Source organism: Streptomyces sp. NBC_00433 (assembly GCA_036015235.1).
Lineage (GTDB): Bacteria > Actinomycetota > Actinomycetes > Streptomycetales > Streptomycetaceae > Actinacidiphila.
Map to the genome: position 1 here is coordinate 5876594 of CP107926.1, position 18806 is coordinate 5895399.

15 protein-coding genes are annotated in these 18806 nt (G+C 73.5%); 7 read left to right on the forward strand and 8 right to left on the reverse strand.

What is annotated here, in order from left to right; all coding sequences use genetic code 11:
• Nucleotides 1-47: 47 nt before the first annotated feature.
• Nucleotides 48-1370: an MDMPI N domain containing protein gene (locus tag OG900_25155; protein WUH93081.1), complete on the reverse strand. Its 1323-nt coding sequence runs from the start codon at nucleotides 1368-1370 to the stop codon at nucleotides 48-50.
• Nucleotides 1367-1978, reverse strand: coding sequence for an RNA polymerase subunit sigma-70 (locus tag OG900_25160; protein WUH93082.1), 612 nt, complete (start codon nucleotides 1976-1978; stop codon nucleotides 1367-1369). The genes OG900_25155 and OG900_25160 overlap by 4 nt, the downstream gene beginning before the upstream one ends.
• A gap of 240 nt (nucleotides 1979-2218) precedes the next feature.
• Here OG900_25160 and OG900_25165 point away from each other — a divergent pair, with 240 nt between their 5' ends.
• Both OG900_25165 and OG900_25170 read left to right on the forward strand, forming a co-directional pair.
• Nucleotides 2219-2587 (forward strand): STAS domain-containing protein, encoded by a 369-nt coding sequence (locus tag OG900_25165; protein ID WUH95910.1) that lies wholly within the window; start codon nucleotides 2219-2221, stop codon nucleotides 2585-2587.
• Between the two features lie 365 nt (nucleotides 2588-2952).
• Nucleotides 2953-3360: an ATP-binding protein gene (locus tag OG900_25170; GenBank protein ID WUH93083.1), complete on the forward strand. Its 408-nt coding sequence runs from the start codon at nucleotides 2953-2955 to the stop codon at nucleotides 3358-3360.
• Between the two features lie 74 nt (nucleotides 3361-3434).
• Here OG900_25170 and OG900_25175 read toward each other — a convergent pair whose 3' ends face one another.
• A complete protein-coding gene (locus tag OG900_25175) occupies nucleotides 3435-4538 on the reverse strand; it encodes a helix-turn-helix domain-containing protein (protein WUH93084.1) in 1104 nt (367 codons plus the stop codon).
• A 70-nt stretch (nucleotides 4539-4608) separates the two neighbouring features.
• Between OG900_25175 and OG900_25180 the strand changes: the two genes are divergently transcribed.
• Entirely contained in the window at nucleotides 4609-5937 is a 1329-nt protein-coding gene (locus OG900_25180) for an MFS transporter (protein ID WUH93085.1), read from the forward strand.
• A 78-nt stretch (nucleotides 5938-6015) separates the two neighbouring features.
• Here OG900_25180 and OG900_25185 read toward each other — a convergent pair whose 3' ends face one another.
• The 3 genes from OG900_25185 to OG900_25195 form a co-directional block, all read right to left on the reverse strand.
• Complete coding sequence (locus OG900_25185; GenBank protein ID WUH93086.1) at nucleotides 6016-7185, reverse strand: NAD(P)/FAD-dependent oxidoreductase; 1170 nt, start codon at nucleotides 7183-7185, stop codon at nucleotides 6016-6018.
• A 90-nt stretch (nucleotides 7186-7275) separates the two neighbouring features.
• Nucleotides 7276-8169 carry a serine protease gene (locus OG900_25190; GenBank protein ID WUH93087.1) on the reverse strand — a complete coding sequence of 298 codons (894 nt, stop codon included), beginning with the start codon at nucleotides 8167-8169 and terminating at the stop codon, nucleotides 7276-7278.
• Nucleotides 8170-8357: 188 nt separating this feature from the next.
• A complete protein-coding gene (locus OG900_25195) occupies nucleotides 8358-9005 on the reverse strand; it encodes a TetR/AcrR family transcriptional regulator (GenBank protein WUH93088.1) in 648 nt (215 codons plus the stop codon).
• Nucleotides 9006-9333: 328 nt separating this feature from the next.
• Here OG900_25195 and OG900_25200 point away from each other — a divergent pair, with 328 nt between their 5' ends.
• The gene (locus tag OG900_25200; GenBank protein ID WUH93089.1) at nucleotides 9334-10128 is read left to right on the forward strand and encodes a VOC family protein; all 795 of its coding nucleotides are present in this window, start codon (nucleotides 9334-9336) and stop codon (nucleotides 10126-10128) included.
• A gap of 238 nt (nucleotides 10129-10366) precedes the next feature.
• The gene (locus OG900_25205; GenBank protein ID WUH95911.1) at nucleotides 10367-12748 is read left to right on the forward strand and encodes a PQQ-binding-like beta-propeller repeat protein; all 2382 of its coding nucleotides are present in this window, start codon (nucleotides 10367-10369) and stop codon (nucleotides 12746-12748) included.
• A gap of 604 nt (nucleotides 12749-13352) precedes the next feature.
• On the opposite strand, the gene OG900_25210 is transcribed toward OG900_25205, so the two are convergent.
• Together OG900_25210 and OG900_25215 are read right to left on the reverse strand one after the other, a co-directional pair.
• On the reverse strand, nucleotides 13353-13520 hold the full coding sequence (locus OG900_25210; GenBank protein ID WUH93090.1) for a hypothetical protein: 168 nt from the start codon (nucleotides 13518-13520) through the stop codon (nucleotides 13353-13355).
• Between the two features lie 215 nt (nucleotides 13521-13735).
• Nucleotides 13736-16684 carry a tetratricopeptide repeat protein gene (locus OG900_25215; GenBank protein WUH93091.1) on the reverse strand — a complete coding sequence of 983 codons (2949 nt, stop codon included), beginning with the start codon at nucleotides 16682-16684 and terminating at the stop codon, nucleotides 13736-13738.
• 603 nt (nucleotides 16685-17287) lie between these two features.
• On the opposite strand from OG900_25215, the gene OG900_25220 reads away from it, so the two are divergent.
• Nucleotides 17288-18067 (forward strand): AMP-binding protein, encoded by a 780-nt coding sequence (locus OG900_25220; protein WUH93092.1) that lies wholly within the window; start codon nucleotides 17288-17290, stop codon nucleotides 18065-18067.
• Nucleotides 18068-18210: 143 nt separating this feature from the next.
• Nucleotides 18211-18756, forward strand: a complete 546-nt coding sequence (locus OG900_25225; protein WUH93093.1) for a GNAT family N-acetyltransferase — start codon at nucleotides 18211-18213, stop codon at nucleotides 18754-18756.
• Nucleotides 18757-18806 lie beyond the last annotated feature (50 nt).

Here is an 18806-nt window from a genome sequence, read left to right on the forward strand (position 1 = left end):
CCCGGCCCGACCCGGCCCTTCGGCTTCGGTGACCGGTCCGAGGCCGCTCAGAGGCGGGACAGCGACGCCGTGGCGTAGAGCACGTCCCTGATCACGTCACGGTCGCCCTGCTGGCCGAAGGCGATCCGCTCCGGCTCCAGATGGCCCGCGGCCAGCTGGCAGAATTCCACGCCGTCCAGCGCCACATGGGCCACCGCGTGCTCCTTCGAGGCGACCGCGCCCGGCGAGTCGAGCGGCAGATACCACTTGCCGCCGCCCGCGCCCTCGATCTCCAGCAGCAGCGAACGCCCCGGCGCCCCCGCGTCCGCGAGCCGCCCGGCGGAGTCGGCGAGCCCGCCCCTGCGCCGGTCGGCGATCGCGGCGGGCAGCATCCTGGCCGCCAGGTCGATCATCCGGTTCAGATTGCGCGGCGCGGGCGGCCCGTAGGGATATGCCACGGCCTCGGCAATGTCCCACGCGTGGATCCAGCACTCGAAAGCGCGGTCCACGAAGGCGTCCTGCAGCGGCAGCCTGAACGACCCGTAGTCGACGCCGACTCCGGCGGCACCGCCACCCGCGAAGGACACCGTACGCAGCAGGTTGTGGCTCTGCCCGCGCCACACGTCGCGGAATTCCGCGCCAATTGCCGAGCCTGAGCCCGGGTCCCCGTCCTTGCCTGCGCCGTCACGCCGCGCCGCCCACAGCGCCTCGGTGCGCCGCACCGGGTCGAGCGGCAGGTCCAGCCCCGCCCCGCCCTCCGCGTCCGGCAGGTCGAGGGCGACCGCGACCAGGCCGTCCACCGTGGTGAGATGGGCGATGACCTGGCCGATGGTGACCTTCCTGCTCACCGGGGCGCCGTCGTACCACCGCAGTTCGACCTGCTCCTGCCAGTAGCTCTCGCCGAGGTCGCGCAGCAGCGCGTCCAGCCGGGCGGCCTCCGCGTCGTAAGGCCCCGCCCAGTCCGGCACCGGGATACGGGGCGGGCGGCGGCCCAGGCACCCTTCGAGCACCCGGGCCCGCAGCAGCGGGTCGAGGTCGAGGCTCTCCTCGCGGTGCAGCAGGCCCACCGCGTCGCGCAGCCGCAGCGCCTCGTCGGCGCACGCGGCGCAGTCGGTGAGGTGCACCTCGACGGCCAGCGACTCGTCGCGCGAGCACACCGCAAGCGCCCAGGCGCCGAGCAGCGCCTTCAATGTGGCGTGGTCGTACAGCGGCAGCCGGGGCTGCGGCGCTTCCGGCACCGGGGTGGGCACAGCGGGCAGCGGTACGCCCGACGCGCCGGGCTCGGGGACCGGGAGCGGACTGCCGGACTGGTCGCGCTGGTTCGGCACCCGGGGAGTGCCGTCACCCTCACCCGGCGGGCCGTCACCGTTGCGGTGGGCGGGGCCGCTCACGGCCGGCCCCGGCGGCCCTGGCCGCGGGCGTCGAACGGGTCGGGCGCGTCGCCCCGCTCCAGCGGGCGGACTTCCTGGCGGTCGGCCGGGTCCATCGCCGTGGACAGCAGTTGCAGGCCGAGCCGCAGCCGGCGGCGCGACTCGTCGGCGCTCACCCCGAGGCCGGCGGCCGCGTCGCGGTAGTCCAGGCGTCTGCGGTAGGCCAGTTCGAGCGCGTCGCGCAGCGGCGCGGGCATCGACGTGACGATGAAGTCGGCGCGGGCCGCGGTGTTGGCCTCGCGGACCCTGGCCTCGACCTCGCCGGGCGTGGAGCGCCCACGGCTCTCGTACTGCCGCAGCCGGTGCACCGCCTGGCTCTGGGTGAGCGCGGCGATCCAGGACCGCAGCGAGCCGTGCTTGGGGTCGTAGTCGTCCGGATTCTCCCAGATGTAGCCGAAGACCTCGCGGGTGATCAGGTCGGCCGCCCCGTCGTCGTCGAGGACCCGGTGGGCCAGGTTGTGCACGAGCGAGGCGTAGCGGTCGTAGAGTTCGCCGAGGGCGGCCTCCTCGCCGCGCGCGAGCCGCTGCTGCATCTTGCGGTCCCAGCGCGGCAGTGCGGGTGTCGCCATCTGCCGCCCCCTCGCTCCTCGGCCGCCTCACCGGCCAGGTGGTCGCTGTCTTCGACCGTACCCGCCACCCGCTGGGGCATGCGCCCCTTTGCACCAACCTGGCCCCTCATGTGATCGGTTCTGGCGGTCTGTTATTGGGGTGTGACCGGAAGATTGCAGAGTTACGGCTGGGAACGGGCATAGGGTCGTTGTGATGATGATCCTGAACCCGACAGCGAGGCGAGGTGCGGTCCCGTGCTGGTGACCCGGGCCGAGCAAGACGGCTGGGCGGTGGTGACGGTCGCGGGCGAGATGGACCTCATCTCGTCGCCCGCGGTGAGGCAGAAGGTCCATGACGCGGTCGCCGAGGGGCGCCGCAGCGTGGTGCTCGACCTGGCCGATGTGCGCTTCTGCGACTCCAGCGGGGTGGGTGTGCTGATCGGCGCCCGCCGGCTGATGCGGTCCTGCGCCGGACGGCTGCGGATCGTGCTGCCCGAGGAGGGCGCGGCCGCCGGCGACGGCGCGCACGTCAACCGGGTGCTCGCCGCGCTCGGGGTGCGCCGGCTGTTCGAGGTCTTCCCCGACCTGGCCGCGGCCACCGACGACGCCGCCCAGCCGTTGAGCGCCTGAGCGGCCGCCGCGACCCGTCCGCGCCGTCCGATCACGGAGCGTCCGCACGGAGTTGTGTCCGATGCGTGACTTGTTACGCGGTGGAGTCGGTGTCCGCCTCGGGTACGCTCCATCGGGTGCGCGTACGTTCAAGGCCGCTCGGAAGTACCGCCCGGAACAGCCGGGTGGTGCCCAGGCCTGGGCGTTTCGTGTTCCGCCCGATGCGCCGCACAGTATGCAGCACCCGCGGTCCATTGCGCCGGAATATGACGGAAGCGCTTGTTCCAGTGACTGTCGGTCGATCATGCTGTGTGCAGTCGGGATCACGCACGGTGATCCCGGGCAGGCGTGAGGCCTTGTGTCCGCCGGTTCGGATGGTGTGATCAGTGCAGATGCTGCAGGTGCAACTGGAGGTCGGCGTGGACCCCGCGGAGGTGGGGCGGGCGCGCCGCTGGGCGAGGTCCCGGCTGGTCGGATCCGGAATAGGTGCCGATGAGCCGGTCGCCGAGACTCTGATCCTGCTCATCTCGGAACTGGTCACCAACGCGGTGGTGCACACCGGCTGCCCCGCGGTGCTGCGGATGCTCTTCCCCGCCGCCCCCGCCGCACCGGTACGCGTCGAGGTCGCCGACACCAGCGTGACCCCGCCGGCCCCGCGGCATGCCCAGCGCGACGAGACCGGCGGTCGCGGGCTCGAACTCGTCGACGGCCTCGCCGACCGCTGGGGCTGGCAGCCCGAGGGTGCGGGCAAGCAGATCTGGTGCGAGGTCGACCGCGCCGCCGCCCTGCGCTGACCCCGACCGCCGACGACCCGAATTCCGACCCGCTCGCCCGCCTGGCCGTGCCGTCCGTGCTCAGCCGCGTCCGGTCAGCCGCGCCCGGACGGCTGGAAGGTCCGGCGGTAGGCGGTCGGTGACACCCCGAGCGTCACCTGGAGATGCTGCCGCATGGAGGCACCGGTGCCGAAACCGGCCCTCCTGGCGATCAGGTCCACGCTCAGGTCGGTCGACTCCAGCAACTGCCTGGCCAGTTCGACCCGCTGCTGCGTCAGCCAGCGGCCCGCGCTCATCCCCACCTCCTCCCGGAAGCGCCGGGTGAAGGTGCGTACGCTCATCGACTCCCGCTCGGCCAACTGCCGCAGCGTCAGCGGCTGGTCCAGCCGGTCGAGCGCCCACGACCTGGCCCGCTCGGTACTGGCCAGCTGCGGCTCCGGCAGCGGCCGGTGGATGTACTGCGCCTGCCCGCCCTCGCGGTGCGGCGGCACCACGGTGCGGCGGGACACCGAGTTCGCGACCGCCGTCCCGCAGTCCCTGCGCACGATGTGCAGGCACAGGTCGATACCCGCGGCCACCCCAGCCGAGGTCAGCACGTCCCCGTCGTCCACGTAGAGCACGTCGGGGTCGACCCTGACCCGTGGGAAGAGCCGCTGGAAGTGGTCGGCGCTGGTCCAGTGCGTGGTCGCCGGCCGGCCGTCCAGCAGGCCGGCGGCGGCCAGCAGATACGAACCGGTGCAGATCGACACCACCCGTGTGCCTGGCCTGATCGCCGCGAAGACGCGCCGCAGCGGCTCGGTGAGCACCCCTTCGGTGAAGACCGTCCCCAGCTCGTGGGACGCGGGCACGACCACGGTGTCGGCCTGGGCCAGCGCCTCCACCCCGTGCCGCACCACGATCGAGAAGTCGGCGTCGGTCCGCACCTCGCCGGGCTCGACGCTGCACGTCACGATCTCGTACAGCGGCGCACCGCCCTCGGTGGCCTTGGCGGAACCGAAGATGCGCAGCGGGATGCCCAGTTCGAACGGGATGACCCCGTCCATCGCGAACACCGCGACACGGTGCCGTTCCGGGTGCCGGAAGACCTCGGCGGAGGCTCCGGCGCCGGATGCGGCCGCGGGCAGCCGGTCCGCGCGCAGCGGCTGTACAGGCGGCGGGTCTGCGGGGGCGGGCGGCGGCAGCGGGGACGGGACGGCCATGGCCCGATTCTTGCATATCGTGGCCATCGGGCCACTCGCCGCCTCGCACGGGCCGCCGGACACTGATCACGTGACGCAGACATCTCAAGTTCCCGCGCCCGCCACCGGCGGTGTCCCCGCCGCCCCCACCGGCCGCCGACCGCGCCTGCACCGCGCCTGGGTCGTCGCCGCCGTCACCTTCGTGACGCTCATCGGTTCTGCCGCATTCGCCTCCCTCCCGGGTCTGCTGATCGACCCGCTGCACTCCGAATTCGGTTGGTCGCGGGGCATGATCGGCCTGGCAGTGTCGATCAACCTCGCGCTGTACGGGATCACCGCTCCTTTCGCCGCCGCGCTGATGGACCGGTTCGGCATCCGACGGGTCGTCGTCTGCGCCCTGCTGACGATCGCGCTGGGCGCGGGGCTGACCGTCTCCATGACGCAGGTCTGGCAACTCATCCTGTGCTGGGGCGTCCTGGTCGGCCTCGGCAGCGGGTCCATGGCCCTCGCCTTCGCCGCCACCGTCACCAACCGGTGGTTCGTCGCCCGCCGCGGCCTGGTCACCGGCATCCTCACCGCGGCAGGCGCGGCGGGGCAGCTGGTCTTCCTGCCGCTGCTGTCCTGGATCACCGAGAACCACGGCTGGCGGCCGGCCGCCGCGATCGTGGCAGCCGCCGCGGTCGCCGTCGTCCCCTTCGTCTGGTTCCTGCTGCGCGACCACCCCGCCGACGTCGGCCTGGCCCCTTACGGCGCCCCGCAGTTCGTTCCCAAGCCGCCGCCCGCCGGCGGTACGGCGACCCGTGCGCTGCGGGCGCTGCGCGACGCCTCGCGCACGGGCACCTTCTGGCTGCTCGCGGGCTCGTTCGCGATCTGCGGGGCCTCCACCAACGGCCTGGTCAAGACGCACTTCGTGCCCGCCGCCCACGACCACGGCATGCCCGTGACGGCCGCCGCCTCCCTGCTCGCCGTCATCGGCGTCTTCGACATCGCGGGCACGGTGGCCTCCGGATGGTTCACCGACCGCATGTCGCCGCGACGGCTGCTGGCCGTCTACTACGGCCTGCGCGGAATCTCGCTCATGTTCCTCCCCATGCTGCTCGCCGACAGCGTCCACCCGCCGATGGTGCTGTTCATCGTCTTCTACGGCCTCGACTGGGTCGCCACGGTGCCGCCGACGATCGCCCTGTGCCGCGAGCACTACGGCGAGAACAGCGCGATCGTCTTCGGATGGGTGCTGGCAGCCCACCAGATCGGTGCCGCGCTCGTCGCCTTCCTCGGCGGTGTGGCCCGTGATGCGTTCGGTTCGTACGACGTCGTCTGGTACACCTCCGGTGCGTTGTGCGCGGTGGCCGCGCTGATGTCCCTGGTGATCCGCCGGCGGCCGGCCGTCGCGCCTGCCGCGATGCCGGTCGTCGTGTGAACGGACCGCCGCCCGCCCCCGGTTCCGCATCCGCCGACGATCACTCGCACGAGTGATCGAGTCCCGTATCGCCGCAGGTCACCGGCGGACGCGGGACGCCGCCTTGGCGATCCGGACGGCGTCGATCGCCATCTCGCGGAACATCCCGCTGATCGGGTTGGTGAAGCCGGTGAAGAACAGTCCGGGTGCCCCCGGCGGGGTGCGTGACCCGTGCACCACCGGGCGGCCGCGGCCGTCGAGCACCCCGAGGTGGCCGACCAGCCCTTCCAGGCCGCGCCGGTAGCCGGTCGCGGCGACCACGACCTCCGGGCCGATCTGCGAGCCGTCCGCGAGATGCACCTGAGCGCCCTCGAACCGCTCGACGGCGGCGACGGGTTCGACGCGCCGCGAGCGCACCGCGTCGATCAGTCCGACGTCCTGCACCGGGATCGCCCCGTCGAGCACCCGCGCGTACAGCCCGCTCTCCGGCCGGGGCAGCCCGTACGCGGACAGGTCGGGCACGCTCATCCGCTCGATGCGCGGCGCCACCTTGTCGACCAGCCGCGGCGGCAGCCGCCGTACGAGGATGCCGCTGGCCTGCGCCGGCCAGCCCGCGGTCGAGCGGCGCATGATGTGCGGCGGGGTGCGCACCGCCAGCCGGACCCGGCCCGCACCGCCCTCGACCAGGTCGACCGCGATCTCGGCGCCGGTATTGCCGACCCCGACGACCAGGACGTCGCGGCCCGCGTAAGGTGCCGCGTTGCGGTAGGCGGCGGCGTGCAGCAGCTCGCCGGGGAAGGTGTCGCGGCCCGGCCAGTCGGGTATGTGCGGCGTGTGGTTGTGGCCGGTGGCCACGACGACGACGGGGGAGCGCAGCACCCGGCCGCCGTTGGCGGGCAGTTCCCAGCCCGCGTCGCCGCGCTCGACACGGTCCACGGTGATCCCGGTCGTGATGTCGAGGCTGTGGTGCTCGGCGTACTGCTCCAGGTAGCGGACGACGTCGTCCCGGCCCACCCAGCGGCCGTACGCGCGGGGTATCCGCAGCCCCGGCAGGGCGGAGAGTCTTCGGGTGGTGTGCAGGTGCAGCCGGTCGTAGTGGCCGCGCCAGGACGCGCCGAGCTGTTCCGCGCGCTCCAGGACCAGGGGCCTTACGCCGTGATGCCGCAGCGCCGCCGCCGCGGCCAGGCCGCCTGGGCCTGCCCCGATCACGATCGCGTCAGGCGTGGCGGCAGTGCCCGCTGCCGCGGGGAGTGAGGTGGGGTCGGGCATGCGGAACTCCTGGTGTGGGGCGGCGTGGTGGGTGCGGTCGAGAGCGTAGCCGCTGGGGTGCGGGGCGCTGTCCTGGCGGGCGGGAAAGCGTCAGGCGCGGGTGGCGCTGTGGTAGAGCGCGAGGACGGCGTCGGAGAAGAGGGGGCTGTACGAGACGCGGTCGTCGGGTCCGCCGCCGTCGAGGCCGCCGATCAGGCCGACGACCTCGCCGGTCCTGGTGCGGGCGTCTAAGGCGAGCAGCCACGGGCCGCCTGATGTGCCGCTGGCGAAGCCGTCGCAGACCAGCCGCAGTTGGCGCCGCGTGTCGAGGCGCTCCGTGGTGGTCGTGCAGATGATCGCGCGGTCGGCCGGGTCCTTGCCGAGCCGCGGATAGCCGACGACGGTGACCCGGTTGCGGTAACCGGGGGTCAGGGCCAGGCGGTTGGCACCGGTGGCGTCCTCGATACGGCGCCCGTGCGCGTCGGGGCGCACTTGCGCGAAGGCGACGTCGTAGTCGGATGCCGCGTCGTCGTCGGGCGCCCAGCGCGGGTCGGTGAAGACCTCGTCGACCGCCCAGATCCCGTACGGCTGCCGGTCGGCGCCGGCCCGGTATTGCGGAACGAAGCCGATGTCGTCTCCGGGCTCGCAATGTGCCGCGGTGAGGATGAGGTCGCGGCCGGGGCTGTGGACCACGCTGGCGGTGCAGTAGTGCGCGGCCAGGTCGTCGCCGACGGAGAAGAGCACGCCCACGGTGGGCAGCCCGGCGAAGTGCGCCGCGGATCCCGGCGGCCCCGGGGCGGTGGAGCCGGCGGCTTGCGCGACCGGCGGCAGCCGGCGGTCCGAGGCGGGCATCGAGCCGGCCATCCGCTCGGGCGTCCAGAAGCGGGCGGCCTCCTGCGCGGTCCAGTCCGGTGCGCCTCCGTGCCCGCCGTGCACCGGCCACAGCACGGCCAGCAGGGTGAGCAGCACGGCCGATGCCAGCGGCAGGATGACGCGTCGCAGCACGGGAGTCGGCCCCTTCGGCGCCGGAGGGCGGTTCGCGGCCGCGCGGTCCGCAGGCGACAGGCCGCGCCGGTCGTACGGTCGTACGCCCGGCCGTCGTCCGCGGCGCTCCCGCGGACCGGGAGCCGTGCGGCACACTGTGCCGCGCCGTTCCGCCTTGCCGGCCGCCGTCACGCGCCCGCCGCGCGCCGCTACTTCGGCGGCTTCTTGCCGGTCACGCCGAGGTGCACGAGCAGCGCCAGATTCGGCTTGAGGTCGGCCTGCTTGACGCCCGAGCCGGTGAAGCCCTTCTGGTGGGCGGCGACCCCGGCCAGCATGGTGACCAGCGAGCCGGCGATGGCGGGCGCGCTGACGTCCTTGTCGACCCGGCCCTTGCCCTGCAACTCCTTGATGGACTCGGTGAGCGAGCCCGTCACCGCGGTGAGGATCTTGGTGCGGATCCTGGAGAAACGTTTATCCCCCTCCGCGGCGCCCAGATCGATGACGCGGAGGATCGCGTCGTTCTTCCGCCAGAAGGAGAAGAAGCCGTCGACCAGTTCGTCGGCCGCCTGGGCACCGGACTTGCCGACCCAGGAGCGGCCCGCGACCAGGTCGGTCAGGCTCGCCCCCTCCTTCGCCATCTCGTCGGCGAGCTCCAGGACGGCGCCCTCGACGTCGGGGAAGTACTGGTAGAAGGTGGCGGGCGAGGTGCCGGCCATCCGTGCGACGTCGATCACCTTGACGTCCCGGTACGGCGACGTGCTGAGCATCTCGCTCAGGCAGTCGAGCAGCTTCTGCCGCGTCGCCTGCCCTCGGCGACCCGCGACACGTCCGTCGACGGTGCGAACTTGTCCTGTCATGCCGTCAGTTTACCGGCGCACGATCCCCGCGCGATTTGGCCGCGTGCAAATGGGGAGAGGGTGTCTGGTGGTGCGGAAGTCGCAGGTCAATGAGGGTTTCCAGCAGCTAACCGGAACCCGTTTTCGAGCCCTTGGACTGGTTGGTATGCACTGTTTGTAAACTTTTGTGGTGCGCGCTGGGCAGGTGGCGGCCGGGCGGCGGCCCGCCCTTGAGATAATTGACCATATGTTCGAATTAGGCCTCGCGTTGTGGGGAAGATCACTGATTACAGTGGCAGGAACGGGCCGTCGAGAGGGCGGCGGCCACGCACGGGAGGGAGACGGGACCATGTCCGTATTCAACGAGGGCACGCCCTGCTGGGCCGACGCGGCGCTGCCCGACCTGGCGGCCGGCCGGCGGTTCTACGGGGAGCTGTTCGGCTGGACCTTCGACGACCAGGGCGAGGACTTCGGGCATTACACCCTGGCGCTGCGCGACGGGAAGTCCGCCGCCGCCCTGATGGCCAAGCCGGATCCGGCGATGCCCACCGCCTGGACCCTCTATTTCGCCTCGACCGACGCGACCGGTGCCGCCGCCAGGATCGGCGCGGCCGGCGGGCAGGTCGTCTTCGGCCCCGACAAGGCGGGCGATGCCGGCGTGATGCTGGGCGCGGTCGACCCCGGCGGCTCCGTCTTCGGCGTGTGGCAGGCCGGCGAGCACCTGGGCTTCGAGGTCACCGACCAGCCTGGCTCCTTCTGCTGGGCGGAGAACCACACGCGGGACGCGGCCGCCGTCGACCCCTTCTACGAGGCGCTGTTCGGCTACCGGGCCGAGCAGGTCGGCGACGGCGAGCACTTCGACTACAAGGTGTGGTCGCCGGCCGGCGACCCGGAGCTGCCGGTCGGCGGGCGGCTGAAGCTGGCCGCCGGCCTGTCGGACGAGCAGCCCTCGGCCTTCCGCATCTACTTCGCGGTGGACGACTGCGACGCCGCTGCCGCGACGGTGCGCGAGCTGGGCGGCCGGGTGACGGAAGAGCCCGCGGACTCGCCCTTCGGCAGGCTCGCCACCGTCACCGACGACCAGGGAGCGGTCTTCAAGGTCATCGACCCCCAGCGCAAGGTCGGCTCCATAGAGGGGAGTTGACGCTTCCCCTGGCTCTTTCCGGCGCGTTGTGCTGCTGCCGGGGCGGCAGGTGGCGGATGATAACGAGTTCGCTCCCTGGGCGTGTCGTGACGGCCCCGGGTTCGCAACCGGCGCCCTTCCCAGGAACAATCAGGTCCGTACTCTGGCGTGGGCGCGGGTAACGGACCGCGAAGGGCAGGACGCACGGGCGCGGAGCACGGCCGCAACAACGCGGGCACGGGGAGGTGGCAGGGCAGTGGTGGAGCAGCTGACGCAGCACGACCCGAGACGGATCGGCCCTTTCGAGGTGCTGGGACGGCTCGGCGCCGGCGGCATGGGGCTGGTCTATCTCGCCCGCTCGGCATCCGGCCGCCGGGTGGCGATCAAGACCGTACGCGCGGAGCTCGCCGAGGACCAGCTCTTCCGGGTCCGCTTCACGCGTGAGGTCGAGGCCGCCCGAGCCGTCTCCGGCTTCTACACCGCCGCCGTGGTGGACGCCGACCCGCGGGCCGCCGTGCCGTGGCTGGCCACCGCGTACGTTCCGGCGCCGTCGCTGGAGGAGATCGTCAACGAGGCGGGGCCGATGCCCGCCCAGGCGGTGCGCTGGCTCGCCGCCGGTATCGCCGAGGCCCTGCAGTCGATCCACGCCGCCGGCCTGGTGCACCGCGACATGAAACCGTCGAACGTGCTGGTGGTGGAGGACGGGCCGCGGGTCATCGACTTCGGCATCGCCTCCGGGGTGTCCAACACCCGGCTGACGATGACCAACGTCGCCGTCGGCACCCCCGCCTACATGTCGCCCGAGCAGGCGCGCGACTCCCGCAGCGTGCGCGGCGCGAGCGACATCTTCTCGCTCGGCTCCACGCTGGTCTTCGCCGCGACCGGGCACGCGCCCTTCCACGGGGCCAACCCGGTGGAGACCGTCTTCATGCTGCTGCGCGAGGGCCCGGACCTGGGCGGACTGCCCGACGAGCTGCGCCCGCTCATCGAGTCCTGCATGCGGATGGAGGCCGAGGGCCGGCCCACACCGGCCGACCTGCAGGCCCAGCTGGCCCCGCATCTGTTCTCGACCGGCAGCGACGACACCGGGACGGCCTCCGCCTGGCTGCCGCCCGGGGCGGTCGCGCTGATAGAGCAGCGCCGCAGCGGCCGGCTGCCGCACGCCTCGCCGCCCCCGGGCGGCGCGCACGGCGCGCACGCGGCGGGCCGGAACCGGCCCGCGCAGCAGCAGGGCGCGGCGCTGCCGCCGCGGCCCGCGCAGCCGCCGCCGATCCCGGCGCACGCGCCGGGCGACGACAACAACCACGGCCGGCGCGGCGCGGGCGAGGTGGTGCAGCTCGCCGGGTCGGCGCCGATCGGCCCCGGGCTGCGGGTCGCGGAAGCAGCCGAGCACAAGGCGGTGAGCGGGGCCCCGCCCGGCACCGAATGGGTCCGCCGCAGGCCGGGTGCGCACCGGGCCGGCGACCCGGCGCCGCCCGGAGTGCCCGCGCAGGGCGCGGCGGCGCCCCCGGCCGAGTGGCGGCCCTGGCGCTTCCGGATGTCGAACGACGTGTGGGGCACCCCGGTGGTGGCCGGCGGGCTGCTGTACGTCACCTCCTTCGAGGTGCACGCGCTGGATGTGGCCAGCGGGCGGCGGGAGTTCAAGACCAGGGACGTCGCCTGGACCATGGCGGTGGCCGGCGGGCGGATCCACGCCTCGGACGGTCCGAGCCTGTTCGCGCTGGACGCCACGGACGGCGCCGACCGGTGGCGTACGCAGATCGACGGCTGGGTCTACGCGGTACGGACCGACGCGGGCACCGTCGTCACGGGAACGCGCGGCGGCGGCGTCCAGTCGTGGGACGCGGGCCGCGGGGTACTGCGGTGGGAGCGGAGCGGCGCGCAGACGGAGTTCGAGTCCCCGGACTCGGGCCCGACCGTGGTCGGCCGGGCCGTCTATTACCAGGGCGGCGGGCAGCTGCACTCGGTGGACGCGCTGACCGGGGCCGAGATGTGGTCGTATCCGGTCGGAGAGCCGGGCGCGGCGGGCTCGGTGCCCACGAGGCCGGTGGTCGCGGACGGCGTCGTCCACCTGACGGCCGGCACCCGGGTGCTCGCGCTCGACGCCCGCAGCGGCGCCGAGCGCTGGCATTTCGACGCACCCGCGGTGATGTTCGCACCGCCCGCGCACGTGCCCGGACCCGGGACGTCGGGCGGCGGCATCTATGTCGCCGACCACCTCGGTACGGTCTACGCGCTCGACCCGGCCGGCGGGCGTGAGCGGTGGCGGATCGCCACAGAGCCGCGGCAGTCCGTGGAGCCGGTCGTGGTCGCGGCCGGGGCGGTGCACCTGGGCGCGGGCAGCGCGCTCTACACACTCGACGCGGTCAGCGGTACCCCGCGCTGGCGGTTCGCCGCGCAGGGCGAGATCGTCGGGTCGCCCGCGGTCGCCGACGGCCGGGTGCACTTCGGGTCCAAGGACCACTGCCTCTACACCGTGGACGCGCAGGGCGGACAGTTGCGCTGGCGGCTGGAGACCGGCGGCGAGATCACCGGTTCGCCGGTCAGCGCGGACGGCGTCATTTACGCGTGCTCCAAGGACCGCTGCGTGTACGCGCTCGACGCGACGAAGGGGACCGGGGCGTCGTCCCGCCGGACGTAAGCCCGTCCCCCGGCGGCAGGGCGGCGAAGCCCGGCGGCCTGCCAGGCAGAAAAAAAGAGGGAGCCGAGCAGGGCCGCGGTTGCCGGCGTGGCACCGACCCCGGTGAAGAGGTCGCCCACCCGGATGTCGGACCCGTGGCACCCGCCGTACCGGACACGGAAGGAACTCCGGACGGCGGGCACTGCTCCGATGAGCGCGAGGAGCGAGCCGGGGATGTTGCGGAGCATCCGGCGGCGCCGCCTCTTTCGCGTACTCAGCTCCCTCGGGGCCGAGGCTACGCCGGGTGCGTCGCCTTCGCCAGGCGAGCGGTGCGCCGTCGCCCCCGAGATGTCCCCCGTGCTGTCCCCGGGGCAGCACAAGACACAGCAGGCCGGCCGCAGCGTCCCCTCCGAGCTGCGGTCAGCCTGCTGTGCGAGCCCGGGGCGCCGTCCGCGGACCCCTGATCCGCGGACGTTCCCCCTCCCGGGCTGCCCCCATGGTCCCCCGATTCCCCTGACCCCCCGTGGCCCCCCCGGACCCCCGTGGTCCCCCCGAACCCCCCCCCGGGCGGATCCCCCTTGATCCCCCGTGGTCCCCCCGTGCGACCGCTCCCGTCAGCGGACGATTACTGGCGCGTGCCCTCGGTGTAGATGTTGTTCGGCTTCACGGTGCCCGGCGCGGTGGCCGTCTCCGGAGCGGTCTCGGGCGTGCCCTCGGTGTAGATGTTGTCCGGGTCCGCGGTGCCGCCGTCGTGCTTCGGCGGCTTCGGGGTCTTCGCCTGGTCTGCGCTCATGGTGCTCTCCTGTGTACTGTGAGTGCGTGGGGACGTACTGGCGTAACGCCCGCCCGGCAGCGACCCCCGTGCACCGCCGAGCGGGCAGCTCGTGCAGTGATGGAATCGTGGCACCCCCCGATAATCAACTGATAAACGCCATCAGTTGGGCAGTGAAGGGCGTAACTACCGGAAGCTGTAGGCCTCAAGCCCTTCCGGGAACCGCCGGACAGCCCTCAGACGGCGAAGGACGACGGCGACTCGTCCTGGTCCCCGTCGCCGAGCAGTCGCCGCACCTCGGCGGTCTCCGGTGTCCCCAGTGACGTGAAGACGGCAAGCGCGTCGTGCCAGCAGGCGTGCGCGCGGATCTCCTGGCCCATGCCGTCCAGCGCGCGGCCCAGCACGGTCAGCGCGTTGGCCGTACGCCACTCGCCGCCGATCTCCCGCAGGATGACGAGCGCCTGCTCGACGTGCGAGGCGGACTGCCGCCAGCGCTCGGCGGCGAGGTGCAGCTGCGCGAGGCGGAAGAGCGTCATGCCCTCCCAGAACTGCTGCCGGGCGGCGCGGAAGATGTCCAGGGACTCGGTGAGGCACTCCAGCGCCTCGTCGAGGCGGTCGGCGGCGGTGAGCGTGACGCCCATCGAATACAGGCCGTTGCCCAGCCGGAAGCCGGCGCCCATTTCGCGGTGGATCGCCACGACCCGCTCCGCGGTGGCCGTCGCGGCCTCGGTGTCGCCCAGGTCCTGTTGGGCGCGGGCCAGGTTGCTCAGCGCCGACGCCTCGCCGTGCTTGTTGCCGTCGGCGCGGAAGGCCTCCAGCGCCGTGGTGTGGTAAGCGGCGCTCTCGGCGAAGCGGTGGCCGCGGTGGGCGAGCGAACCGCGCAGATTCGGTGCGTAGCTGGACGTCACCGGGTCCTCCGCGGACAGGCCGAGCAGCAGCGCGTGCTTGGCCTCCTCCTCCGCCGCCTCGAATCTGCCCGACAGCCGCAGCAGTTGGCCGAGCCAGACCCGCCCGCGGCCCTCGACGAGGGTGTGGCCGCACGCCTGCGCGGTGGTCACCAGGGCGCGGGCGGCCTGTTCGTACTGCCGGGCGTAGACGCCGGACTCCACGAGGTCCTGGGCGGCGAGCAGCACGTCCACCGCGCGCCGCAGGAAGCCCTCGCAACCGGAGTCCGCGGCCTGCTGCACTGTCGCCAGCAGCCCCTGCGCCTCGGAGAAGAGCCACTCCAGGGACTCCTCCCTGGTGCCGAAGGACAGACCCGGATGGGTGGTCGGGGCGAGGTGCTCGATGACGCGGTCGCCCGGATTCTCCAGCGCGTAGGCGGACACCGCCGAGGCGAGGGAGAAGTCCAGCAGCCGGGACAGCGCCGCGCAGCGGGCCTCGGGTGTCTCGTCCGCCTCGGCCTGCTCGCGGGCGTAGAGGCGCAGCAGGTCGTGGAAGCGGTAGCGCGCCGGGGCGGCGGATTCGATCAGGCTGATGTCGACGAGCGCTTCGAGGAGTTCCTCGGTGCGGTACGGGTCCAGGTCCAGGACGGCCGCGGCGGCGTGCAGCGAGATATCGGGGCCCTCGGGGAGCGACAGCAGCCGGAAAGCCCGCGCCTGCGAAGGGGAGAGGTGCCCGTAGCCGAGGGCGAAGGTCGCCTTCACGGCGAGGTCGCCGGCGCGCAGCTCGTCCAGCCGCCTGCGGTGGTCCGCGAGCTTGTTGGCCAGCACCGACACGGTCCAGGTGCGGCGGGCGGCCAGGCGGGCGGCGGCGATACGGATCGCCAGCGGCAGGAAGCCGCAGGCCGCGACGACGTCGAGTGCGGCCTGCCGCTCACTGCTGACCCGCTCCTCGCCCACGATCCGGGTGAACAGCAGGAGCGATTCCTCGGGCGACATCACGTCGAGGTCGACCAGGTGGGCGCCGGCCAGGTCCACCATCCGCACCCGGCTGGTGACCAGGGCCGCGCAGCCGGGTGTGCCGGGCAGCAGCTGCCTGACCTGGGCGGCGTCGTAGGCGTTGTCGAGCAGGGCGAGGACCCGGCGGCCGTCGAGGGTGGAGCGGTAGAGCGCGGCGCGGTCGGCCAGCGAGTCGGGGATCGCCGCGTCCGGCAGGCCGAGCGCGCGCAGGAACGACCCGAGCACGGCCTCGGGCTCGGCCGGCCTCGGGCTCGTGCCCTGCAGATCGACGTACAGCTGTCCGTCGGGGAAGGCGTCGCGGGCGTCATGGGCGACCTGGACGGCCAGCGTGGTCTTGCCGACGCCGCCGATGCCCGCGACCGCGGAGACCGCCATCACACCGCTGCCCTGCGACGCGCAGGCCAACTGCTCGCCCAGCTCGCGGACGAAGGCGGAGCGGCCGGTGAAGTCGGAGACGGTGGCCGGCAGTTGCGCGGGCCGCAGGATCTCCGCGGCGCCGGGCGCGGCGGCGCCCAGCGGCGGGGCGAGGCCGGCGTCCGCCTCAAGGATGCGCTGGTGCAGGTCGCTCAGTTCGGCCGAGGGGTCGATGCCCAGCTCCTCGGCGAGCAGCCGCCGGGTGTCGGCGTAGACGCCGAGTGCCTCGGCCTGCCGGCCGCTGCGGTAGAGGGCGAGCATCAGCAGGGCGCGCAGCCGCTCGCGCAGCGGGTGCTCGGCGGTGATCGCGGTCAGCTCCGAGACGGCCTCGGCGTGCGCGCCGACTTCCAGGTCCAGTTCCAGGCGGGTCTCGATCATGCCGAGGTGCCATTCGGCGAGCCGGCCGCGCTGGGTCTCGGCATACGGCCCCGGCAGCCCGGCGAGCGGCTCGCCCTTCCACAGGTCGAGGGCGCTGAGCATCAGCTCCCTGGCCTGGCCGGGGTCGGCCACCCGGACCTTCTCGGCCTCCGCGGCCAACTGTTCGACCTGGGTGGCGTCCAGTGCCTCGACGGGTATGTGGATCGCGTAGCCGCCCGAGTCGGTGACCAGGGTCTCCGAGCCGAGCGCCTTGCGCAGCCGGAAGGCATACGAACGCAGGGCGGCCAGCGCTGTATTGGGCGGATTCTCACCCCAGAGGGCGTCGAGCAGCTCCGACGCGGTCGCCGTCCGCCCGCCGCGCAGCAGCAGTACGGCCAGCAGCGCGCGCTGCTGCGGTGCGCCGGTGCCGATCGGCTCGCCGTCGCGCCAGGCGCGCACCGGCCCGAGGACCGCGAACCGCAGGCCGCCGCCCGGTTCCGTCCCGCTTCCCATTCATGCCCCCTGAACCGCCCGCGAACCGTACCGGTCCGGACAGGGCCGGGTCGGCTCTCCGCGCGTATATCAATCATTCATCGCCGGGCGGAACAGTTGTCCGCATGGCACTCGCCGGCGGAGCAACTGGTTCAACCCCGTCCGTGCCAGTTTGCCGTGTCGGGCCGCCCCGGGTCACCCCATGCGGGTCCCTAACCGGCCCAACGGCAGAAGTTGGGCCGAATTTGATATTCCGTCTGTGCGTGCGCGGAGGTTGTGGTGTGTGGGGATGGATCGGGCCGTGGGGCTTTGCGCCACAGGACGGGTAGCTGAGCCGCGATGTGTACGAAATGTGCGGATCGCGCGGGTGGCTCGTACGGGGCGCCGGTACGAGGCCCGGGTACGCCTGACGCGCCGGTCGGATACGTCGCGGGCGGGTATGCGGCAGGAGGATACGAGCCGGCCGACTGCCCGCCGGATACGTCCTACGGAGCCGGTGCGCCCGGCGGCCGGTCCGCTTGGTGGGGGAGGCCGCAGCGCGAGTCCGTACGGCCGCTGCATGCCGCGCGGCCACCGGGCTCGGCGTATGCGCCGCAATACTCCGCGCCGCGGGAGACCGCTGCCATGAGCGGCGGAAAGCACAGCAAGCCGCGCAGGTCCCGGCCGGGCGGCGGCGGGGGCGGCGGCCCCCGGCCCGTCGCGGGGGACGGCGGGCGGCTGCCCGGGCCGCTGCTGCGGCGGCGCGCGGAACGGCACCCGACACTGGTGCCCGAACTGCCCTTCGAGGGCCGGGCGGGCACCGCGGTCGGCACCGCGGGTTGCAGCTTCGCCGAACTCGACCGGCGGGCTCGGGCGATCGCCGCCCGGCTCGGTACATTGCTCAGCCCCGGCAGCCGCGTCCTGCTGGTCTACCCGGAGGGACCCGACCTGGCGGGCGCTTTCTTCGGCTGCCTCTACGCCGGCATGGCCGCGGTCCCGCTGGTACTGACCACGCCCGGCGCCGTCCACGCGGTGCCGCGCGCCGTCCAGCGCTGCGCGCCCGACCTGGTCCTGACCGGCACCGACGGATGGCACGCGCTCGACGTGGACCGGAATCGTACGCAGGTGGTCGAGGCGGACGGCGTACGCGTCGGCGGCGAGCCGGTATGGCGGCTGGCCACGCAGTGGCGCCCGGTCGGCGTCCTGCGCGGCGCCCCCGCCTACCACTGCTACCACGACGACGGCCCCGCGGGCGGGCGGCTCGAAGCGCCGATGTGCCACGGCGACCTGGCCGAGGTCATGACCGAACTCGCCCAGGCGATACGGCTCGGCACGGACGAGGAGAACGTCGGCTGGATCGCGGCGGTGCACGGCCTGGAGGAGGCCGTGTGGCGGATCCTGCTGCCGGTAAGGGTGACGGGCTGACCTGCCGCCGGTAAGGATGGCGGTGACGGGCTGAGGGCCTGCCTCCTCGGCAGCCGTGGTGCAATCCGCTGGTCGCCCCCTCCCGCGGTCCTGTTGACTGCCGTGCGGGCCCGGCAGGGCACGCACGCACACGAGGGGGCGGCATGGCACCGCGGTTCCGCACGGCAGGACCCGGCGACGCGGAGGCGGTCGCGCGGCTGCACGCCGACAGCTGGCGGCGGCACTACCGCGGGGCGTACTCCGACGCCTATCTCGACGGCGACGTCCTCGCCGACCGGCTGGCGGTCTGGTCCGGGCGCCTCGCCGCGCCCGCCGGCGCGCGCACACTGCTCGCCGAGGACGGCACCGAGGTGCTCGGCTTCGTCCACGCCGTCCCGGACGACGACCCGAAGTGGGGCAGCCTGGTCGACAACCTGCACGTCACGGCGGCCCGGCAGCGTACGGGAGTGGGCCGCGCCCTGCTCACCCGCGCCGCAGAGGAGGCCGCCGCCCGAGCGGAGTCCCCGGGGCTGTACCTGTGGGTGCTGGAACAGAACGCGGCCGCGCGGGCCTTCTACACGGCCATGGGCGCCGACCACGTCGAGACGGTCCTCGTGGGCGCCCCCGGCGGCGACCCCGCCAGGCTGAACGGCACACCGGCCAAATTCCGGATGGCCTGGCCCGACGCCGCCCGCCTGCGTCCCGAGTGAGCCGGGCCGGCGCCGCCGCCCCTGCGTCCCGAGTGAGCCGGGCCGGCGAC

What these genes read in the sequence shown, in the direction of transcription:
- OG900_25195 (WUH93088.1), bottom strand. Translation starts at nt 9,005, where the DNA reads ATGACAGGACAAGTTCGCACCGTCGACGGACGTGTCGCGGGTCGCCGA.
- OG900_25185 (WUH93086.1), bottom strand. Translation starts at nt 7,185, where the DNA reads ATGCCCGACCCCACCTCACTCCCCGCGGCAGCGGGCACTGCCGCCACG.
- OG900_25175 (WUH93084.1), bottom strand. Translation starts at nt 4,538, where the DNA reads ATGGCCGTCCCGTCCCCGCTGCCGCCGCCCGCCCCCGCAGACCCGCCG.
- OG900_25210 (WUH93090.1), bottom strand. Translation starts at nt 13,520, where the DNA reads ATGAGCGCAGACCAGGCGAAGACCCCGAAGCCGCCGAAGCACGACGGC.
- OG900_25215 (WUH93091.1), bottom strand. Translation starts at nt 16,684, where the DNA reads ATGGGAAGCGGGACGGAACCGGGCGGCGGCCTGCGGTTCGCGGTCCTC.
- OG900_25220 (WUH93092.1), top strand. Translation starts at nt 17,288, where the DNA reads ATGAGCGGCGGAAAGCACAGCAAGCCGCGCAGGTCCCGGCCGGGCGGC.
- OG900_25160 (WUH93082.1), bottom strand. Translation starts at nt 1,978, where the DNA reads ATGGCGACACCCGCACTGCCGCGCTGGGACCGCAAGATGCAGCAGCGG.
- OG900_25225 (WUH93093.1), top strand. Translation starts at nt 18,211, where the DNA reads ATGGCACCGCGGTTCCGCACGGCAGGACCCGGCGACGCGGAGGCGGTC.
- OG900_25200 (WUH93089.1), top strand. Translation starts at nt 9,334, where the DNA reads ATGTCCGTATTCAACGAGGGCACGCCCTGCTGGGCCGACGCGGCGCTG.